The organism is Hoeflea sp. YIM 152468, assembly GCF_029210485.1.
Lineage (GTDB): Bacteria > Pseudomonadota > Alphaproteobacteria > Rhizobiales > Rhizobiaceae > Hoeflea.
Map to the genome: position 1 here is coordinate 22,808 of NZ_JARGET010000032.1, position 19,368 is coordinate 42,175.

Genomic DNA, 19,368 nt, shown 5'->3' on the forward strand with positions numbered 1-19,368 from the left:
ACTGCGTTTCCAGGATCGATCCCCATTGGATAAATACTACACCATCACCGAGTTGACCCGAGAGTTCGGGATCTCGACACGAACCTTGCGTTTTTATGAGGACGAAGGGCTGATCCAGCCTGAACGCAGGGGCCGCACTCGGCTGTTCCGCTCCGCCGACCGGCGGCTGATCCTCGAGATCCTGCGCGGACGCCGCATCGGTTTTACCATCGCCGAAATTCGCGAGATCATCCAGGTCTATAAGGATCCGCCCGGCGAGGCCGGGCAATTGCGGCTGCTGATGCGCAAGGTCGAGGAAAAACGCGAGGATTTGCGTCAAAAGCGCAAGGACATTGAAGAGACGCTGGTCGAGCTCGACCATGTCGAGGAATCCTGCCTGGCGCGGCTGGCCGAAATCGGCGTCAACACCTGAGTGCCTGGCGCCGGTGAGGGGGAGGCTTATAAAACGCCGGCTTGGCGCCGCGTAAACCGCCACCCGCGTGGCGGGCGTCAGATCCAGCGCCGGACTTTGCGGCAATAGGCTTCGAAATGATAGCCGAATCGGGCGATGAGGTGGTTTTCTTCGCGCCGGATGGCCAGGAAATGGGTCAGGATGCCGTCGACCGGCGCCAGCATCAGCAGCCAGGCATTCGACGAGAAGCACCCCATCCCCAGCATCAGCAGCATGTTCGCGGCATAGATCGGGTTGCGGCTGTAGCCGAATGGACCATGCGTCACCAGATGGCTCGAACCGCGGTGCGGCAGGATTGCGGTGTGGGATTCATGCAGCGTTCGGATCGCCCACAGGTCGATGCCAAGTGCCAGCCCGATGAGCGCCAGACCGACAGTCCGGGCGCCGGTAAACTCCAGCGCCGTGGGGATGAAAAGGTTGAGAACAATTGCCACCAGAGTTGATCCCACCAGCAGCAATGGCGGCCACGGAATGAAATTGGGTCTGTCCCGATAGGCGTTCATCAACATGTGTCCTGTTTTGCGACGTGGCGACAAGGCTTATTGTTTCGCAAGGGGTTTTGGGTCTTTCGCTACCTGTGTGCACTGGTCGGCTATGGCCGGGATACGCGGATCGGTTTCCGGAATGATCTCGCCGGCCACGAAAGCCTGGAAAAGCTCTCGGGAAAGCAGTTCATCCGTAACGCAGACGCAGAACCGTTGACAGAACGCCGCGCTGTGGTCGCTGCCGCAGCCGGTCTCGCATTCCGCGATGAATCCGGGCAACGGATCAACGGCGGCGGGCGGAGCGATCTGCGACGCGGTCCAGACCAGCGCCAGCAGCACCGGTTGATGGACCAGATAAAAGGCCAGACTGTGACGACCGCAATATCGAATGGCGGCTGCAACCGGGTTATCCCCGGTATCCACATTCGCCAGCCGCTCGCTCAGTCCGCTTGCCAAGGCCAGTCGCGCAGCGCCCATGCCAAGCAGGAAGGGCCCGAGCCACGGCATCAGCGGAACGAGGTCATTTGACCGCGGTGGAATCGTGAACAGGCCGATCCAGGACAAATGGTAAGCGTTGAACAGGTCATTGCGATAAAATCCCGGCAGCATCAGACATGTCACACCTACCAGCAGGATGAACAGCGGTGGCAACCGCAGGAACAGCAGGCCAATCAGGCTGAAGGCAGCAATCGCATGCAGGATGCCGAAGAAAATGAAGCTGTCGGGCATCGCGAGATAGGTCACCAGACTGATCAGCGCTGCGGCGCCGGCAACTTGTCCAAGGCGCTTGAGGAAGGCGACCGGATTGACCCCATTCCTGCTCGCAAGCACCAGGCTGATGCCTGCGACGAAAATGAAACTGCCGGCGATCAAGCGGGCATAGGCCTTGAACAGGCCTGTGGTGGTGGTGCCGCGATCGAGATAGCCGAACAGTTCGCTGTCCCAGGACAGGTGGTAGCTGGCCATGGCAAACAGAGCCAGGCCACGTGCCAGGTCCAGCACCTCGATGCGCCGTCCTGGTTTTTGCGCTGTCGCTTCCATCCCGGCGCTGTCGCTCAAGCGGCTCTCTCCGTTTTCAGATGCCGGTCAATCCCCGACTCACAGCTCCACTGAAGCACGACCGTAGCAAAACCATGGCAGCTTGCATCCTGCAACGGCAGGCAGACGCAATTTCCGACGCTCAGGCCGATTGCCTACCGATGGATTTCCTGCCGCCGCCCGAGACCAGGAGCCCGCTGAGCACCAGCGCCAGAGCAAGGATCAAGGAGAGCGACAAGGCTTCGCCCAGAACAATCACGCCCAGCGCCACCCCGAACACCGGGACCAGGTTGATCGACAGGGAAAATCGCGAATAGCCGATGGCGCGGATCAGTGAGAACCGCAAGATATAGGCAAGGCCGGTCGGAAACACGCCCAGATAGATCAGCGATCCCAGCACCGGCAGCGACAGTCCGGTTTCTGGCATGTCTTCGACAATCAGCGCCAGCGGAACCAGTGCCGCCGTGCCAATGGCCAGCGCCAGGCAGGCCAGACGGACCGGCGGCAGGGTGATCCGCCTGACCAGAAGGCCTGCCGTGACATAGCAAACCGAGGCGCCAAGTGCTGCCAGCATCGCAGGCAGCGGGCCTGCCAGCAGGCCAGCAAGGATACTCGGTCCGACCAGCACCAGAATTCCGCTGAAACCGAGCAGCACCGACAGCAGCTTGCGCGCCGACAAGCGGTCATCATCGGTCATGACATGACTGCCGAGCAACGCCAGGAAGGGTCCCGCTCCCATCAGCAGCGACAATTCACCCGCGCCGATGGTCAGTCCGGCCCAGGCAATCAGAACGAAGGGCACCACCACATTCAGCAAGGCCATGCCGACAATGAGCAACCATTGCCTGCGGCTGTCGGGCCACACCATGCCGCGCCACAGGGCATAAGGCAGCAACACCAGAAATCCCATGCCGACACGGCTCGCGGCCAGCCAGACCGGACCTGTTTCAGACACTGCAATGCGAATGGCAATGAAGGCCGACGCCCAGATCAGGGCGGTCAGGACCATCAGGCTCAGGTCAAGCGGCGTCGGCGTCCTGATCGGATGCAGTGTGCTGTGCATTCAGCGGTCAGCCGGAACTGGAACCGGCGGCGCGCTGGCGGGAAGCGCCAGGCGGTAGACTCCGCGAAAGCTGGACGCATCAACCACCTTGTTCTTGCGCCGCATTTCAAGTTCGCCGGCCTTGGCCATCTCCACCGCGACAGCCCGCAACGGCTTCATCAGCCGGCTCCATTGCCGTTCATCGGACCCGGCAAGCGTCCGGGCCGCTTCCGAGGGGCTGATGCTTTTGCCGGGCGCACGCGCGGCAAGCAGCTCAAGAATGACGGTGCGCAGCAAAGCTGTTCCGGGTGCGGATGCGAATTGGTGTGAAGGAGACGGGGTCAATGGATCGGGGTGTCCTTGAGGATTGCGGCACGCGCCTTGGAGAAGAATTGGCGGCGGATCAGCACCAGGATCACCAGCGTGGTCGAGCCCATCAGCACAACCGGGTCGACGAACCAGCCGAGATAGCCGATCGAAAGAAAGATGGCCCTCAGCCCAGCGTTGAAATGTCGCCCGGCAAGAGTGTTAAGCGACGCGGCACGGTTGGCGGCGGCGTTGAGTTCCTGTTCATTCCGCAGGTCATCCTTCATCGGGATCGCCCCGAACAGGATCGTTGTGTAGTTAAACAGCCGGTAGGACCAGCCGAATTTGAAGAACGCGTAAGCGAAGATCGCAATCAGCCCGAACACCTTGAGCTCAAACACCGCAGGGTCGGCAACCAGTGGAATCGGCAGGTCGTCAGCAATCGCCAGCACCCTGTCGGTCGCACCAAGCAGCGCGAAGCATCCGCCGATGGCAAAGATCGTGGTCGAGGCAAAGAATGCGGTGCCATTCTGCAGCCCCGCAAGAATCGCCGTATCAATCATGCGCAAGTCGCGCCGGGCTGCCACCTGCATCCAGCGCATGCGGTGCTGGTTCATGGCGGTGGTCAGGCTCGCGCGCTTGATCGGCAGGTGATTGTTGGACGCCAGCGAAAAGCTAAACCAGGACAGGGCGAACCAGGCTATCGCCAGATAATCAAGATGTGTCATGTTCGGGTTTTGGCATGAAGCGGCGCCGGAAGCAAAGCCTCTGTGGCGCACTCGAACGCAACCAATTCTTCATCTGTGTGGCGGAATTGAGCGGCAGTCGCCAGACTGAAACCGATCCCCTTTTCGGCAAGTCATTGATTATGTGAGAAGCTATGCAAAAACGCCTCGACAGCCATGAGTGCTTCGCCACTGTATTGCCATTTTTTGCAGTTGCGAAAAGATTGCCATTTGGTTAAACCCCCCGTTCCTGTGCTGAGCGAGCCCCAAGGGGAAACGCAGCCTGATTGACTGTTTTTTACCGGAGTGATCATGGAAGAGACCGCACAAAAATCATGTTGGGGCATCACCGCCCGCGCCGTGATTGGTTTTTCTGGAATTCTCGCACTGGCCTACCTTTTCGGCGGCTTCTGAGCGACACGATTGAACTGAACAAGGCAGCGCCTGACCAATCCGGTCGGCGCTGCTTTTTTGTGTCCACCCGCCGCACCTGCCTGGCTATCGTTCCAGCGGCATCGGACGTCGGTGCATTGACGGTCCCGGCCCGGTCGCGCATGTAATGTGGCGGCAGCCACCGGAGAGACCGCGTTCCATGTTCCTATCTGTTTTTGATGTTTTCAAGATCGGCGTCGGGCCGTCGAGCTCGCATACCATGGGGCCGATGTCGGCCGCCGTGCGCTTTCTTGACGAGATGGCCGGTTCGGACTGGCCGCGGCCGGCCGGAGCAACGGTCGACCAGATCAAGGTCAGCCTGCATGGCTCGCTGGCGTTCACCGGGGTCGGCCACGGAACGGGCAGGGCGGTAGTGCTTGGCCTCACCGGCGAACGGCCCGACCAGGTGGATCCGGACCGCATGGAGGCGATTATCGAGGCGGTCGAGAAAAGCCGCCAAATCAGCCCGCCCGGCCATCCCACCTACAATTTCGATCCCGGCAAAGATCTGGTCTTCGATAAGAAAGTGCCTTTGCCTGGTCATGCAAACGGCATGATGTTTTCCGCCTTCAACCGCGACGGGGCACTGCTGCTGCGGCGGATCTATTACTCTGTCGGCGGCGGGTTCGTTGTCACCGACACGGAACTTGAAGCCATGAAGAGCCAGACCAAGGCGACGGTCGACAAGTCCGTGCCCTATCCGTTTGGCAACGCCAGGCAGATGCTCGAGATGGCGGCGAAGTCCGGGCTGTCCATCGCGCAGATGAAACGGGCCAATGAGGAAAGCCACATGCCCGGCGAAGACCTCGATGCCGGTCTGGACCTTATCTGGGCCGCCATGAGCGGTTGCATCGACCGCGGACTGGCGGGCGAAGGCGTCATGCCGGGCGGTCTCAAGGTCAAGCGCCGGGCCCGCATCCTGCATGACAAGCTGCAGGATGAATGGCGGCAGAACCGGCGTAATCCGCTGCTCGCCAATGACTGGCTCAGCGTCTACGCCATGGCGGTCAACGAGGAGAACGCTTCTGGCGGCCGCGTCGTCACCGCGCCGACAAATGGCGCGGCCGGCGTGATTCCGGCCACCATCCGGTATGTGCTGCAGTTTCACGACGGTGCTGACCAGCATGCTGTCCGGGAGTACCTGCTGACCGCCGCCGCGATTGGCGGCATCATCAAGCACAATGCCTCCATTTCCGGCGCCGAAGTCGGCTGCCAGGGTGAGGTGGGCTCTGCCGCGGCGATGTCGGCGGCGGGCCTGGCTGCGGTGATGGGCGGAACACCGGAACAAATTGAAAATGCAGCCGAAATCGCGCTGGAGCATCATCTCGGCATGACCTGCGATCCGGTCGGTGGGCTGGTTCAGGTGCCCTGTATCGAACGCAACGCGCTGGGCGCGGTCAAGGCCGTCACTGCTGCATCGCTGGCGATGAAGGGCGACGGGACCCATTTCGTGCCGCTCGACGCCTGCATCGAGACGATGCGGCAGACAGGTCTCGACATGAACGAGCGCTACAAGGAAACCTCCACCGGCGGATTGGCAGTCAATGTGGTCGAGTGCTGAGCCGCCAACTCTGCTCCAGATAGGGGCCCAGACTGTGGACGAGCCGGTCTTTCCTGCGCCATCGACTTGACCCCGGGCCGGCTGCGCCCGAAGTATCGGGGCATGGCTCTACATCTCCTCAAATTGTGCGTCGGCGCCGAAAGCGTTGAAGACCAGCGGCTCTCCGTGGAGCGCCGCCTGGCCATGATGACGGCAGCCGGTCAGGCCTCCGAGCAGTTTCACACCACCCGGATGGTGCCCAAGCGGATGGCCGAACTGCTCGACGGCGGATCGCTGTACTGGGTGATCAAGGGCAACATTCAGGCACGGCAGCGGTTCCTCGATATCCGCCCCTTTGTCGATGTGGACGGAATATCGCGCTGCAAACTGGTGCTCGAGCCGGTGCTGCATGAAACCTCCTGGGCGCCGCGCCGTCCGTTTCAGGGTTGGCGCTATCTTGCCGCCGAGGATGCACCTCCGGATCTGGCGGCATCGGGCGCCGACTTCGATGATCTGCCTGCCGATCTCAGGCGGGAGCTGGCAGGCCTTGGGCTGCTTTAACGCCGGCGACACGCGGTCGTCTCGTCGCACGCACTTGTGTTTGCTGTACAAAGCGCCACATTTGTAAAATCAGCAGCAACCCGTGAATTGATATTTGAAGCGATGGCGAAAGACAAAACAGGATCTGACAGGGCAATATCGAAGCGCGGCAAGGTCGCGGCGCCTGATGCCATGCCCGTGTCCTCGTGGTCCGAGATCGCCGAGTTCCTGTCTGCGGCCAAGGCCGTTGTGCCAGGGGCTGCAGGATCCGGTCGCCTGGTCTTTGCGCTGGACGCCACCATGAGCCGGCAACCAACCTGGGACAGCGCCTGCCAACTTCAGGCAGAGATGTTTGATGCTGTGGGAAAGACCGGCGGGCTTGCGGTGCAGCTTGTCTATTTCCGTGGGCTTGGAGAATGCCGGGCGTCGCGTTGGGTCAAGGATGCGCGGCAATTGGCCGATCTGATGACGCGGATCGATTGTCGCGGCGGCCAGACCCAGATCGGGCGGGTATTGCGCCACGTCGCCGAAGAAGCCCAAAACAAACCGGTGAGCGCTCTGGTCTATATTGGCGATGCGATGGAAGAGAACATTGACCAGCTGGCCACGACCGCCGGCGAACTGGCGCTGCGCAAGGTTCCCTGTTTCATGTTCCATGAGGGCCATGATCCGGCCGCCGCCACGGGGTTTCGGGAAATTGCCCGGGTGACCGGCGGCGCCTATGTCCGGTTTGATCAGAATGCCGCTTCCGAGCTGGCGGCCTTGCTTCGCGCCGTGGCGGCCTATGCCACGGGCGGACGGCTTGCTCTGGAAAAATCAGGTGGGCCAGCCGGACGGCTGTTGCTCGAACAAATGAAGCCGGGACGGCCCGGCAGTGCAGGAAGCAAACGTCCATGAGTGCGATAGCGGTTTTTTTGGGCGGGTTTCTGCTGCTGCTGGCAGCTCTGGCTGGCGTGCTCAGCGTCAAGCCGGCGGCGCTGGCCAGTACCCTTCGCTATGGTCTGCCGGTGGCGTTGGCTGGCATCGGTGGCGTGATGGTCATCATCGGCCGTGGCGCGATTGGCCTTCCCATGCTGGCCTTTGCGCTGGCGTTGTTTTCGCGCGCCCGCAGTGCGGCGCGCGCCACGCGTCAACCCGGCGGGCAGTCCTATGTGCGCTCCGCCGCACTCGAAATGGAGCTCGATCTCGATACCGGCGCCATGAACGGCCTGGTTCTGGCCGGCAGCCATGAAGGCAGCGAACTCAACCAGCTCGACGAAGCGGATCTGATGCACTTGCATGCCGAGCTTGCCGGCGATCCTGAAAGCCTCGGCTTACTCGAGGCGTATCTTGACCGCCGCACGCCCGACTGGCGTGCCGGCTTTGACATGGATGACGACCCGGGACTGGGAGCTTCTCCAGGCTCGGGCGCCATGACACAGAAGGAGGCCTACGAGGTCCTTGGTCTTGGCGCGGGGGCGAGTGAAGCCGAGATCCGCGAAGCGCATCGCCGCCTCATGAAGCGGATGCATCCCGATGCGGGTGGCTCGGCGTTTCTTGCTGGCCGGATCAACGAAGCCAAAGCTGTTCTCTTGAGTCGACATGACTGAATTCCCCGAATACGCGGTACAAAAAACGTGGATCTGCCGGAACGGGACGCTCCGGCCGCAGCGTGAAACAAACGCTGCGGTTCAGTTGGCTGTTGCCCAACAGGCATAGCCCTTCTTCTTGAGTGAGTTGCAGGCGTTGGTGGCCGCGGCCTGGCCGTCAAATCCGCCGAAGCGGGCCCGGTAGAGTTGCTCCTTGTTCTTGGCGTAGGCCATGGTGAACGGCTCCGTTCCCGACAGCGCACTGCCGCCGTCGCCTTGAGCCCGGGTCAGTAGCTCTATTGCCGCGTTCCGGTCCGGCATGGCGCCGATCTGGATCATCCAGCCGGTGGTGGCCGAGGTCGAAGCGGTGGTGACCGGATCGACCGTATCCACGGAGGCGGTTTCCACCGGCATCGGCGGAACCAGGGCCGGGGCAGGGGTCGGAATGGCGATTTTCTGGGCGTTCAACGAGTTGACCAGTGCCGCGCGCCCGACCACCGGCTCGGGTGTCGGGGTGGCATAGGCCAGCGCCAGGCGCTGACTGCCCTGATGCCGGTTTGACGGGATCGGTCCGATTTTGGGCAGTTCCAGTCCGGCCACGGCGACATTGGCAGGTGCGCCGCGGGCGACCAGATTGCCACGGCCGCGGGTCGAGGCCTTGAGCAGATAGCGGGAGATCAGATCTTTCATCTGCTCGTTGCGGCTGGCGCCGGTGCGTCCCCCCATCACCACGGCAACGATCGAGCGGTCGCGGTCGACAACCGATGAGACGAGGTTGAAACCGGAGGCGCGGGTGTAGCCGGTCTTGATCCCGTCGACGCCGCGCACGGCGCCGAGCAAGCGGTTGTGGTTGCCGAAGCGGCTTTTGCCGAAGGTGAACGAGCGGGTCGAGAAATACTTGTACTGACGCGGAAAGTGTTCGCGCAGTGCAATCCCCAGCGTCGCCATATCGCGGGCGGTGGTGACCTGCGCCGAATTCGGCAGCCCGTGGGCATTGCGGAAGGTGGTGCGCGACATGCCGAGCGCGCGGGCCTTTGCGGTCATCATGGCGGCAAACTTGGATTCCGAGCCTCCCAGATGTTCGGCCATCGCCGTGGACGCATCATTGGCCGACTTGGTCACCAGCGCGTAGATGCCTTGTTCGATGGTGATCGTTTTCCCGGCGCCGATGCCAAGCTTGGTCGGTGGCTCCTTGGCGGCATTGGCCGAGAATTTGACCCGGGTGTTGAGGTTGATCTTGCCGCGTTCGAGCGCTTCAAACGTCAGATACAACGTCATCATCTTGGTCAGGGAGGCCGGATAGCGCAATTCATCCGCATCATGGGCGTAAAGCGTCTTGCCGGTTTTGGCATCGACAACGATGCCTGCATATTTCGAATTGGCAGCAGCGGGCGCACTTCCCAACATCAAGGCGAGGCCGATAAAAGCAAGCAAGCGGAGCGCGATAGAGGGTAGAACTGCAAGCTGGGCACATAGTCTGGTTTTACGCTGGTACACGATAACTCACTCATGAACAGGCGGAAAGGAAGGGTTTCTGACTGACGCCCTCCTGATCAGTCATTGCGACGGATATTAATCGGGCGTCGTTACCAATCCGTTTATGATGAACCATTCCTTTCGCAGGCCCTGTGCGTTTTCGAGGCGAGTCTGTGCCATTTCCGGCTTTGTAAGTGATGTGGTTAACGAATATGGTGCGATGCACAAAATTCTTGACAGAATGGTGCGCCGCATATAAATTTCGGCGATCAGCATCCCCCAACGACAGGAATTTGTGAAATGATCAACTTTGACAGCACTTCGAAAATGAGCAAGGAAGCCATGGACAGCATGCTGACCACGGTTTCGTCGATGACCAAGGGTTTCCAGCAGATCGCCGCTGAGGCGACCGACTACTCCCGGAAGTCCTATGAAGACAGCACCGCCGTTGTCGAAAAGCTGACTTCGGCCAAGAGCCTCGACAAGGCCATCGAAATTCAGACCGACTATGCCAAGAATGCCTACGAAACCTTTGTTGCCCAGGCCACCAAGATGAGCGAACTTTACGCCGACATGGCCAAGGAAGCTTACAAGCCTTTCGAAAAGGCCGCAGCCAAGGTCTCTGCCTGATCAATTCTGGCCTTCTGCCCGGTGTGGCGGATGAGCGAAATTGAGCAAACCCGGTCGCATCTCCATGCGGCCGGGTTTTTTTGATTCCGCCTGGTGCGCGAAATCTCTTTCCTCTGTGCTCATGGGGGCTTAAAATTGCCGCAGGAACGATTAAGTTAGGGGCAATGCGTGGTGCTTCGTTTTGGGTGCACCGGCTCTACATGACAGGAAATGGCCGACGTGAACGACAGCATGACTCGGATACGCTTGCAAGCGGACAAGAAAAGCAGTGGCGGAAATCCCGATCGGGGCACTTCGGTCATCACCCGTACAAAGCCGCAGGTGAAAAAGCCCAGCATGTACCGGGTTCTGTTGCTCAATGACGATTACACCCCGATGGAATTTGTCATTCATGTGCTTGAACGTTTTTTTCAGAAGGACCGTGAGCAGGCCACTCGGATCATGCTGCATGTGCACAATCACGGGGTCGGCGAATGCGGGGTGTTCACCTACGAGGTGGCCGAGACCAAAGTGACGCAGGTTATGGATTTTGCACGCGAAAATCATCATCCGCTGCAATGCGTGATGGAAAAGAAATGAGGACCTGAAATTGCCAAGTTTTTCAAACAGTCTCGAAAAGGCGATCCATCAGGCGCTGACTTACGCCAATGAGCGGCATCACGAATATGCGACGCTTGAGCATCTCTTGCTGGCGTTGATGGAAGATCCCGACGCTGCGGCGGTGATGGGCGCGTGCAATGTCGACATCGACCAGTTGCGCCGTACCGTCAGCGATTATGTCGACAAGGAGCTCGGCAACCTGATCACCGGCTATGACGAAGATTCCAAGCCGACATCAGGTTTCCAGCGCGTCATTCAGCGTGCGGTCATCCACGTTCAATCGTCGGGCCGGGAAGAGGTCACCGGCGCCAATGTGCTGGTTGCAATCTTTGCTGAGCGCGAGAGCCATGCCGCCTATTTTCTGCAGGAGCAGGAAATGACCCGTTACGATGCGGTCAATTTCATCTCTCACGGCATTGCCAAGCGTCCGGGGTCGGAGGAGACACGCCCGGTGCGTGGTTCCGACGAGCCCGAGTCCGATTCCATCAAGCCGGATGCGTCTGGCGAGGACTCCGCCAAGAAGAAGGGCCAGGATGCCCTGTCGGCCTATTGCGTCAATCTCAATGACAAGGCCAAGACCGGCAAGATCGACCCGCTGATCGGCCGTATCGAGGAGGTCAATCGCACCATCCAGATCCTCTGCCGCCGGTCGAAGAATAACCCGCTCTATGTCGGCGATCCCGGCGTCGGCAAGACCGCCATTGCCGAAGGCCTGGCCAAGCGTATCGTTGAGGGCGACGTGCCTGACGTGCTGCTGGATGCAGTGATCTATTCGCTCGACATGGGCTCGCTGCTGGCGGGAACACGCTATCGCGGCGACTTCGAGGAACGGCTCAAGCAGGTGGTCAAGGAACTTGAGGATCTGCCCGGCGCGGTTCTGTTCATCGACGAGATTCACACCGTCATCGGCGCTGGCGCCACCTCCGGCGGGGCCATGGACGCGTCCAACCTGCTCAAGCCGGCTTTGTCGTCCGGCGCCATCCGCTGCATCGGGTCGACCACTTACAAGGAATACCGCCAGTTCTTTGAAAAGGACCGGGCGCTGGTGCGCCGGTTCCAGAAGATCGATGTCGCCGAGCCGACAATTCCCGATGCAATCGAGATTCTCAAGGGCCTCAAGCCCTATTTCGAGGACTATCACCGGGTGGCCTACACCGAAGCAGCGATTAAGGCTGCGGTCGAACTGTCGGCACGCTACATCACCGACCGCAAACTGCCCGACAAGGCCATTGACGTCATCGATGAAACCGGCGCCGCGCAGATGCTGCTGCCGGAAAAAAGCCGCAAGAAAACACTGACCGAAGCCGAGATCGAGACCACAATCGCCACCATGGCGCGTATACCGGCCAAGACGGTGTCGAAGGACGACCAGGCGGTGCTGGCCAATCTCGACAAGGAACTCCGCTCGGTGGTGTACGGTCAGGACCTCGCCATCGATGCGCTGACCGCGGCAATCCGCCTGGCGCGCGCCGGTTTGCGCGAACCCGACAAGCCCATCGGCTCTTACCTGTTCTCCGGACCCACCGGCGTCGGCAAGACCGAAGTGGCCAAGCAGCTTGCAGCCTCGCTGGGCGTCGAACTGCTGCGCTTTGACATGTCCGAATATATGGAGCGTCACACGGTCTCGCGTCTGATCGGAGCGCCGCCGGGCTATGTCGGTTTTGACCAGGGCGGACTTCTGACCGACGGCGTCGACCAGCATCCCTATTGTGTGCTGCTGCTTGACGAGATCGAGAAGGCGCATCCTGACCTGTTCAACATCCTGTTGCAGGTGATGGATCACGGCTCGCTCACCGATCACAATGGCAAGAAGATCGATTTCCGCAACGTGATCCTGATCATGACCACCAATGCGGGCGCCTCCGACGCGGCCAAGGCTGCCATCGGCTTTGGCTCCTCCAAGCGCGAAGGCGACGATATGGAGGCGATCAACCGGCTGTTCACGCCGGAGTTCCGCAACCGGCTCGACGCCATCGTCCCGTTTGGCTCGCTGCCTGTGAACGTCATTCACATGGTGGTGCAGAAATTCGTCATGCAACTCGAAGCGCAATTGGCTGAGCGCAACGTGACCTTCGACCTCGGCGAAGACGCCATCGCCTGGCTTGCCGAGAAAGGCTATGACGAGCGCATGGGGGCGCGGCCGCTGGGCCGGGTGATCCAGGAAAACATCAAGAAGGAGCTCGCCAATGAACTGCTGTTCGGCAAGCTCAAGCATGGTGGCACGGTCAAGGTCACCGTCGGCGACAAGGCCGATGGCACCCGCGGATTGATCCTTGAGGCGATACCGGCGGAAGTGCCGGTCAAGCCGAAGAAGGAGAAGCTGCCGGCAAAGAAGCGCGCGCCAGCCAAGGCAAAGACCAAGACCTCGGCAACCACGACAACGCGCAAGCCGCCCGCCGGCAAAGGCCCGGCGAATGCCGGGAAGAAGCCTGAGCCGGAAGCTCCTTCTCCGGCTGAGGCAAAGGCCGATGTCGCGGAAAAGCCCGCGCCGAAGAAGCCTTCCAGCGCTGTTCCCAAGGTACCGCGCAAGAAATAGCAGCTTCACGCACCTGCGATTGCAAAATGACAGATCCCGGTCCTGCCAGCAGCAGGGCCGGGATTTTTGCTGCTGCGCCACACCCTCCAGTCACGGCGATCCGGGCCGGCCTGATTCCGATCAGCGTGGTGATGTGGTGATGTGGTGATGTGGTGATGTGGTGATGTCCATGACCTCGGCGACAACCAAGGTTTGGCCGTCAAATGGTCGCGAAATCACCCCGATTGGGATGGGAACGAAACGGGTCGCATCGCAATTGTACGACCATGAACGCCGGGCAGATCAGTCAATCGGCCCAGCTCATGAACCCAAAGGAGATTTCCCATGCGACACGCGATTGCGAACATCACCGCCGCTGGTCTGTGCGCCGCCCTGCTGTCGAGCACCGCAGCCCTTGCCGGTTTCACTGCCACAGCCACCACGGATCTCAACATCCGCAGCGGTCCTGGACCGCAACATCAGGTGGTCGGTGCCATCGCCGGCTCAGACACCGCCACCGTCAATGGCTGTATCGAAGGCAGCAAATGGTGCCAGGTCACCTACAACGGCACCACCGGCTGGTCCTACTCCGATTATCTTTCCACCGACTTCTCCGGTCAGCAGGCGGTTATCTCGAAGGCGCCGCAGACGGCGCAGATCCCGGTGCTCGAAAACGATCAGACGTCGACCAACGCGACGGTCGGTATTGCCGGCGGCGTTATCGCCGGGGCCTTGATCGGCGGTCCTGTCGGTGCAGCCATCGGCGGTGTTGCCGGCGCCGCTGTCGGCACGGCTGTGTCACCGCCGCCAACCGTCAAGACCTATGTCATGGAAAACCGCATCGACCCGGTTTATCTCGACGGTGAAGTTGTCATTGGCGCAGGCATTCCCGACACCGTCGAGCTGCGCCCGGTGCCCGATTACGAGTACCGGTATGTCTACATCAACGGACAGCCGGTGCTGGTTGATGCGGGCACACGTCAGATCGTCCACGTCTACCGCTAAGCGAAAAGATCGCTTTGCGTTGCGCCTCCGGGGTTTGTCCTCCGGGGGCGTTTTGCGGCGGGATGCTTTGCCGTTGCGCGCGCTTTCAATTCATCCCGATTGGCTTTAACAGGGCAGTATGAGTCCTGAACCCGAACCATCTGGCATCTATTGGTTTTTCAAGGGAGCGCGCGGCATCGCCTCGCTGCCGGCGATCATCCTGATGAGCGCCTTTGTCGGCTTCTGCGGCTTCGCCGTCGAGGCAGGCATTCCCCTGGGTGAGACCGTGTTCATGACCGGAATGATCTGGGCATTGCCGGGCAAGGTCTTGCTGGTCGGATCAATCCTGGCTGGCGCCTCGCTGCCTGCCGCCTTCCTCACGGTGTCGCTGTCCTCGATTCGGCTGATGCCGATGGTGGCGGCGCTGATTCCGGAAATCCGCACCTCCCGGACGCCGACCTGGCTGCTGCTGCTGCTGTCGCATTTCATTGCCATCACCGCCTACGTCTTCACCATGGAGCGCATCCGCGACGTCCCGCGCGTGCATCGGGTGGCGTTCTTCGCAGGCTTCGGCATCACCGTCACCTCTGCCAACATCGTGCTTGTGGCGGTGATCTATTCCACCGTCGCCAATCTGCCGGCCATGGTGGCTGGCGCCTTGTTTTTCCTCACCCCGGTCTATTTCCTCACTTCCATCTGGGCGTCGACGCGCGAGCGGGCCGGGCACATCGCCATGATCTTCGGGCTGGCGCTGGGACCGGTGTTTCATCAGCTGGCGCCCGAACTCGACATTCTCTATGCCGGAATCGTCGGTGGAACGCTGGCTTTTGCCGCCGACCGGGCGTGGAAAGGCAGGACCGGGACATGATCGGCTATGCGGCATTTGACACCTGGTGGTGGCCTTACGTCTTCATCGCCATCGCCGGCTGGCTCGCCACCGATATCTGGCGCTGGATCGGAGTGCTGGTCGGCAATCGTCTGAAACAGGATTCGGCAGCGCTGACCTGGGTGCGCGCTGTCGCAACCGCGCTGCTGGCAGCCGTGATCGCCAAGCTCATCCTGTACCCGACTGGAGAGTTGAACAATGTCCCGCTGTCCTTGCGCCTGTTTGCCGCGTCCGCGGGCTTTGCCGCCTTCCTGGCTGGCGGCAAGCGCATCTGGATCGGCATCGTGGTGGCTGTCGGGCTGCTGGTTGGCGGTCAGTTCCTGCTCGGCTGAGCCGCATCGGGCGCGGCGGTGAAGCGATTTCAACCAGACGGGCCTATTTTTCGAACCGCTGCGCCACCCAGGAATAGCTGTCAGTGACCACATGCGCGGGCTTGCTGACCAGCGCCTTCAGGCTCACAGCCTCCGGCAAGGCCTCCCTGACCAGGGTGAACACGCGGCTGGTCATGCCCGGATGCTGCTCCATGGCCAGAGTCTCGCCTGCAGCGGTGTCCGGCGCTGCCACAGGGATGTCGGCCTTCGGCAGCGGCATCTCCTCGGACGCCTTGGCCTGGTCCGGCTGGATGGACACAACGGCGTCTTCCGCAGGTTCGTCGCCCACGTCGGCAAGGCCGGCGTCGTCGGGGGTCTGGCAGACAGCCACCACCACCGGATAGTTGAGATTGGAATAGCGTCTCAGCCGCGCTTCCGACCCTGCATCGCACGCCTGAATCGAAACCCAGCGCTCGTCCAGCATCTCGACGAAATGGCACTGGGTGGCGGTGTCGTCGCAGCCGAGGATCGACATGATGATGAAGGCGGTTTGCATGAAAACCTCGCAAAATGAGCTGGTACCGGCTCCTGCGCCGACAATGCCGCAAAAACAAGGCAGGCCCATCTTTGCCAGGCTCGAGCGCCGGTTCAGATCCGGACCACAACGCCACCAGAATGGCTCGTGCTGATCGCGCGCGGCGCGCATCGGAACGGGACTTGAATCGCCTATTCATGCGCCGTTCATGTACAATTTCATACCTTCCCCAGCGTCATTTGCAATGAGGTGAGGTCGGGCAAAATAGAGCGTGGCGGATTAAATCCCGTTAATTCTAAGTAGATGTAGACAAGACAGCGGAAGTACTGTTGTGTTTACGCCTCAGGCAATACCAAAGATGTTTTATTGGCTCGCCGCCCTGCGTTCACTGGCATCGGCGTGGCCTGGCGGGGCGCAACTCCGCAAAAGGGGAGGAATACCGATGATCCCGACAGCCAAAATCCCGGCAAGGGGCAGCCAGCGCAAGCGGCTTGGTCTGGCGTCCGCAGCCATATTTGCAACATCGGCGCTGGTGGCGCCGTCGCTGGCGCAGGAAGCGCTTTCCCCGGGAGAGGCGATCTCGACCCGCTTTTCCGGCACCATCGAGATTACGCTCGGCGACGGCACGCGTTTGCCGCTGATCAACGAGGATGGCGTTGTCGCCAGTGCGGTCGACCTTCGCAATCCGGGCTTTGCTGCAGACGGCCGTCACTGGTCCAATGAGCCGCAGCACCTGGCGGTGACGGCCGCCGAGATCGGTCAGGTTTTCGGCATCGCGCTTGACGACGCGACGGCGCCAAATGTCTACCTCACGGCCAGTTCGGCCTACGGGCTGCACCGCTTCGACGACGGCTCCGGCTGGCTTCCCGGCCAGTGGGGCGAGGGCGGACCGGGGGGGCTTTACAGGCTTGACGCCCAGAACGGCTACGCACCGGAACTGTTGACCATCATCACGCTCGACGGACGCCAGAACACCGGCGCGGGACTCGGCAATGTTGCATTCGACCGCAGCTCCGGCCAAGTGTTCGTCTCCGACCTCGAGACCGGTATGATCCACCGCCTGACACTTGACGGAACCGAGATTGACCGTTTCGACCATGGCGTCGACGGCCGCATCAACTTTACCGAGGCGGCGACCGGTGCGATCGTGGAACTCGCAGCCATCGCCTTCGATCCCGCGTCACAGGCTCAGTTCGACGACTGTGCGGATAATTCCGGGGCCGGTTCAGATTTCACCTCGACACCAAGCTGCTGGAACTATGCCGATTTCCGCCGCCGGGTCTGGGGCCTGGCGCTCCACACGGATCCGGTCACGGCTGACACCCGGCTCTATTACTCGGTCTCCGGCGCTGACGGCCTCGGTGCCGCCGGCTGGGAAACGGCGGGCGACGATGCAAACAACAGCGTCTGGTCGATCGGATTTGGCGCAGATGGCGGCTTCAACGCCGCCGACGTCCGCCGCGAGATCATCCTGCCTGCTCTGGGCGGCGGCGACACGACCGCGCGGGCCGTGCCTGACCTTGCCATTTCGCCAGAAGGGGTGCTGCTGATCGCCGAACGCGGCAGTGTGCGCAATCTTGGCCTTGACCAACCGGAGCCGTTTGCGGCACCGCATGCGGCGCGGGTTCTGCGCTATTTCGAGAGCGATACCGGCCTGTGGACGCCAGACGGGCGCTATGATGTCGGTTTCAACGATCGCCGGACGCTCGGCCAGCCCTTCATCCGGGCCAATGCCGCAGGCGGCGTCGATTTCGGCTACGGATACGATCAGGCAGGTGCCATCGACGCCGCGCGCCCGCTTGGCTCTGTCTGGATTTCAGGCGACTCGCTGTGTTCGTCACAAGGCCCCTGTGTCGATCCCGCAACCGGGCAACAAACGGATACCGATGAGGTGCATGGTCTGCAGGGGACACCCTTTGAGGCAATCGACGACTTGCTGCCGGCCGGTGCAACCGCAGCCTATCCCGATGACGGCACGCCTTATCCCGCGGACGCGGTTTTGGCGTCTTACCTGATTGATCTCGATGCCAATATCGACGAGTCGGGTGCTCCGCTGTTTATTGAATCGCTGAAAAACGACGCGACCAAAATTGGCGATGTCGAGGTCTACAGGGCCGGCGATGCCGGACCGGGCGCAGTGCCGCAGCCGACAGGCTATGACCTCGATATCGACAAGAGCGGTGCTGTGGAATGCCTGCCAGGGACCCAGTGCGATTTCACCATCAAGCTCACCAACAACGGTCCTGCCGCCTTCACCGGCCCGCTTTATCTGTGGGATGTGGTCCAGCCGTTGACGGTGCCGCTGGTCGGCGCGGACGGCGACGGATGGTCCTGCTTCGATTTCGATACCGGCATTCACTGCGTCAATCCGGGCCTCGAGCTCGGGGCCGGCCTGAGTACACAGTTCGTCCTGTCGCTGGCGATCCCGTCGGGCTACAATTCCGACATCCTGACCAACTGCGTCGGCATCCAATGGCTTTACAACGAGGCCGGTGGCTTCGATATCCGCGCAGTCCAGATAGCCCTGGCACTGCTCGGCTACGATGCAGGCCCGATTGACGGCATCATGGGTGGCAGAACCGCGAATGCGCTGTCCCAGTTCCAGTCCGACAACGGTCTCGACGTCACTGGCGAAATCGACCTTGCGACCGCGTCGCTGCTCTATCCCGACCATGTCGGTATCGCCGGCGATCTCGATGAAACCAACGATTTTGACTGCCACGATGTGGGAACACGAGACCCCGATCCGGTGCATTCGAAGTGGAACTCGCACCTGAAAGCCGGCTCACCGCACAAGAAGGCACAGTCGCATCTGAAAATCGGCTCTCCGCACAAGAAGGTGCAGTCGCATCTGAAGATCGGCTCACCGCACAAGAAGGCACAGTCGCACCTGAAGATCGGCTCACCGCACAAGAAGGCGCAGTCGCATCTGAAGATCGGCTCTCCGCACAAGAAGGCGCAGTCGCATCTGAAGATCGGTTCACCGCACAAGAAGGTGCAGTCGCATCTGAAGATCGGCTCGCCGCACAAGAAGGTGCAATCGCATCTGAAAATCGGCTCTCCGCACAAGAAGGTGCAATCGCATCTGAAAATCGGGTCGCCGCACAAGAAGGCGCAGTCGCATCTGAAGATCGGCTCTCCGCACAAGAAGGCGCAATCGCATCTGAAGATCGGCTCTCCGCACAAGAAGGCGCAGTCGCATCTGAAGGTCGGGTCACCGCACAAGAAGGCGCAGTCGCATCTGAAAATCGGCTCTCCACACAAGAAGGCGCAGTCGCATCTGAAAATCGGCTCTCCACACAAG

Annotated in this window: 20 protein-coding genes; 12 read left to right on the plus strand and 8 right to left on the minus strand. The window is 61.1% G+C overall.

The window, feature by feature from the left end:
• Positions 1-25: 25 nt before the first annotated feature.
• A complete protein-coding gene (locus PZ897_RS17400; RefSeq protein WP_275753838.1) occupies positions 26-412 on the plus strand; it encodes a MerR family DNA-binding transcriptional regulator in 387 nt (128 codons plus the stop codon).
• 77 nt (positions 413-489) lie between these two features.
• Here PZ897_RS17400 and PZ897_RS17405 read toward each other — a convergent pair whose 3' ends face one another.
• The 5 genes from PZ897_RS17405 to PZ897_RS17425 all read right to left on the minus strand — a co-directional run bounded on the left by PZ897_RS17405 (position 490) and on the right by PZ897_RS17425 (position 4,050).
• Positions 490-954 (minus strand): isoprenylcysteine carboxylmethyltransferase family protein, encoded by a 465-nt coding sequence (locus PZ897_RS17405; RefSeq protein WP_275753840.1) that lies wholly within the window; start codon positions 952-954, stop codon positions 490-492.
• Between the two features lie 36 nt (positions 955-990).
• Positions 991-1,995, minus strand: a complete 1,005-nt coding sequence (locus PZ897_RS17410) for a heparan-alpha-glucosaminide N-acetyltransferase (protein WP_275753842.1) — start codon at positions 1,993-1,995, stop codon at positions 991-993.
• Between the two features lie 121 nt (positions 1,996-2,116).
• Positions 2,117-3,037, minus strand: a complete 921-nt coding sequence (locus tag PZ897_RS17415; RefSeq protein ID WP_275753844.1) for a DMT family transporter — start codon at positions 3,035-3,037, stop codon at positions 2,117-2,119.
• Positions 3,038-3,313 (minus strand): DUF3253 domain-containing protein, encoded by a 276-nt coding sequence (locus PZ897_RS17420; RefSeq protein WP_275753846.1) that lies wholly within the window; start codon positions 3,311-3,313, stop codon positions 3,038-3,040.
• 44 nt (positions 3,314-3,357) lie between these two features.
• Entirely contained in the window at positions 3,358-4,050 is a 693-nt protein-coding gene (locus PZ897_RS17425; RefSeq protein WP_275753848.1) for a DUF599 family protein, read from the minus strand.
• 589 nt (positions 4,051-4,639) lie between these two features.
• On the opposite strand from PZ897_RS17425, the gene PZ897_RS17430 reads away from it, so the two are divergent.
• From PZ897_RS17430 to PZ897_RS17440, 3 genes are all read left to right on the plus strand, one after another.
• On the plus strand, positions 4,640-6,040 hold the full coding sequence (locus tag PZ897_RS17430) for an L-serine ammonia-lyase (protein ID WP_275753850.1): 1,401 nt from the start codon (positions 4,640-4,642) through the stop codon (positions 6,038-6,040).
• Between the two features lie 102 nt (positions 6,041-6,142).
• Complete coding sequence (locus PZ897_RS17435; RefSeq protein ID WP_275753852.1) at positions 6,143-6,580, plus strand: DUF1489 family protein; 438 nt, start codon at positions 6,143-6,145, stop codon at positions 6,578-6,580.
• Positions 6,581-6,682: 102 nt separating this feature from the next.
• Complete coding sequence (locus PZ897_RS17440; protein ID WP_275753854.1) at positions 6,683-7,456, plus strand: VWA domain-containing protein; 774 nt, start codon at positions 6,683-6,685, stop codon at positions 7,454-7,456.
• Positions 7,457-7,872: 416 nt separating this feature from the next.
• On the opposite strand, the gene PZ897_RS17445 is transcribed toward PZ897_RS17440, so the two are convergent.
• Positions 7,873-8,076, minus strand: coding sequence for a hypothetical protein (locus tag PZ897_RS17445; RefSeq protein WP_275753876.1), 204 nt, complete (start codon positions 8,074-8,076; stop codon positions 7,873-7,875).
• On the opposite strand from PZ897_RS17445, the gene PZ897_RS17450 reads away from it, so the two are divergent.
• Complete coding sequence (locus tag PZ897_RS17450) at positions 8,032-8,148, plus strand: hypothetical protein (RefSeq protein WP_244577966.1); 117 nt, start codon at positions 8,032-8,034, stop codon at positions 8,146-8,148. The two genes, PZ897_RS17445 and PZ897_RS17450, sit on opposite strands and share 45 nt — an antisense overlap.
• Before the next feature lie 81 nt (positions 8,149-8,229).
• On the opposite strand, the gene PZ897_RS17455 is transcribed toward PZ897_RS17450, so the two are convergent.
• Positions 8,230-9,534, minus strand: a complete 1,305-nt coding sequence (locus PZ897_RS17455; protein ID WP_275753879.1) for a D-alanyl-D-alanine carboxypeptidase — start codon at positions 9,532-9,534, stop codon at positions 8,230-8,232.
• Positions 9,535-9,903: 369 nt separating this feature from the next.
• Here PZ897_RS17455 and PZ897_RS17460 point away from each other — a divergent pair, with 369 nt between their 5' ends.
• The 6 genes from PZ897_RS17460 (at position 9,904) to PZ897_RS17485 (ending at position 15,550) form a co-directional block, all read left to right on the plus strand.
• Positions 9,904-10,233, plus strand: a complete 330-nt coding sequence (locus PZ897_RS17460) for a phasin family protein (RefSeq protein WP_275753856.1) — start codon at positions 9,904-9,906, stop codon at positions 10,231-10,233.
• Between the two features lie 231 nt (positions 10,234-10,464).
• On the plus strand, positions 10,465-10,812 hold the full coding sequence (gene clpS, locus PZ897_RS17465) for an ATP-dependent Clp protease adapter ClpS (RefSeq protein ID WP_275753881.1): 348 nt from the start codon (positions 10,465-10,467) through the stop codon (positions 10,810-10,812).
• A 10-nt stretch (positions 10,813-10,822) separates the two neighbouring features.
• A complete protein-coding gene (gene clpA / locus PZ897_RS17470) occupies positions 10,823-13,369 on the plus strand; it encodes an ATP-dependent Clp protease ATP-binding subunit ClpA (RefSeq protein WP_275753858.1) in 2,547 nt (848 codons plus the stop codon).
• 324 nt (positions 13,370-13,693) lie between these two features.
• Positions 13,694-14,353 carry a DUF1236 domain-containing protein gene (locus PZ897_RS17475; RefSeq protein ID WP_275753860.1) on the plus strand — a complete coding sequence of 220 codons (660 nt, stop codon included), beginning with the start codon at positions 13,694-13,696 and terminating at the stop codon, positions 14,351-14,353.
• A gap of 118 nt (positions 14,354-14,471) precedes the next feature.
• Positions 14,472-15,200: an AzlC family ABC transporter permease gene (locus PZ897_RS17480; RefSeq protein ID WP_275753862.1), complete on the plus strand. Its 729-nt coding sequence runs from the start codon at positions 14,472-14,474 to the stop codon at positions 15,198-15,200.
• Positions 15,197-15,550: an AzlD domain-containing protein gene (locus PZ897_RS17485; protein WP_275753864.1), complete on the plus strand. Its 354-nt coding sequence runs from the start codon at positions 15,197-15,199 to the stop codon at positions 15,548-15,550. The genes PZ897_RS17480 and PZ897_RS17485 overlap by 4 nt, the downstream gene beginning before the upstream one ends.
• A gap of 43 nt (positions 15,551-15,593) precedes the next feature.
• Here PZ897_RS17485 and PZ897_RS17490 read toward each other — a convergent pair whose 3' ends face one another.
• Positions 15,594-16,085: a hypothetical protein gene (locus tag PZ897_RS17490; protein WP_275753866.1), complete on the minus strand. Its 492-nt coding sequence runs from the start codon at positions 16,083-16,085 to the stop codon at positions 15,594-15,596.
• 421 nt (positions 16,086-16,506) lie between these two features.
• On the opposite strand from PZ897_RS17490, the gene PZ897_RS17495 reads away from it, so the two are divergent.
• Positions 16,507-19,368: peptidoglycan-binding protein (locus PZ897_RS17495; RefSeq protein WP_275753869.1), on the plus strand; the 2,862-nt coding region annotated here is incomplete at its 3' end.